This window comes from Anaerococcus tetradius ATCC 35098, assembly GCF_000159095.1.
In the GTDB taxonomy this organism is placed as follows: Bacteria; Bacillota; Clostridia; order Tissierellales; family Peptoniphilaceae; genus Anaerococcus; species Anaerococcus tetradius.
This window is the reverse complement of record NZ_GG666346.1, coordinates 1-559: the sequence shown is the minus strand read 5'-3', so window position 1 is coordinate 559 and position 559 is coordinate 1. Positions and strand designations below refer to the sequence as shown.

Genomic DNA, 559 nt, shown 5'->3' with positions numbered 1-559 from the left:
TGTTAATCCTGTTGGAATCCCACCCCATTTTCTAAATCTTTTCCAGATTTCTATGGAATATGAGGCTGTTTGTTCTTCTCTTAAAAGCAAATGGAATTCGTCACAGTAATATCTGGTTTCCTTCTTATTCCTATTAATGGTTACTCTGTTCCATACTTGATCTTGAACAATTAACATACCTATTTTTCTAAGTTGCTTTCCTAATTCCTTAATGTCATAGCAAAGAATTCTATTGCCTGTATCTACATTAGTCCTATGGTTAAATACATTAAGACTACCTTTGACATAAATTTCCATTTCTACTGCTAATTTTTTCCCTACCTTTTCTTCTTGTTTTAAAAGTAAATTATATAAATCTTCTAAAATTGGCATATTTTCAGGAATAGGATTGTCGAAGTAATTCTTATATAATATTGGAAGGCATCTATCAATTACTGAAGTTTCTTCTGCACTTAACCCTTCCTTTCCTACTACAAGTTCAAACAGTGAAAGAATAAAGTCAGACTTTAAAGATAAGGGATTGTCTTCATCGGCATAGTCTACATTTATATCCAACGGA

General features: G+C 31.7%; 1 pseudogene. It reads right to left on the bottom strand.

The features are described 5' to 3' along the window. Positions 1 to 559 (bottom strand): annotated as a pseudogene (locus tag HMPREF0077_RS10095) (VirB4-like conjugal transfer ATPase, CD1110 family); the annotation flags it as partial.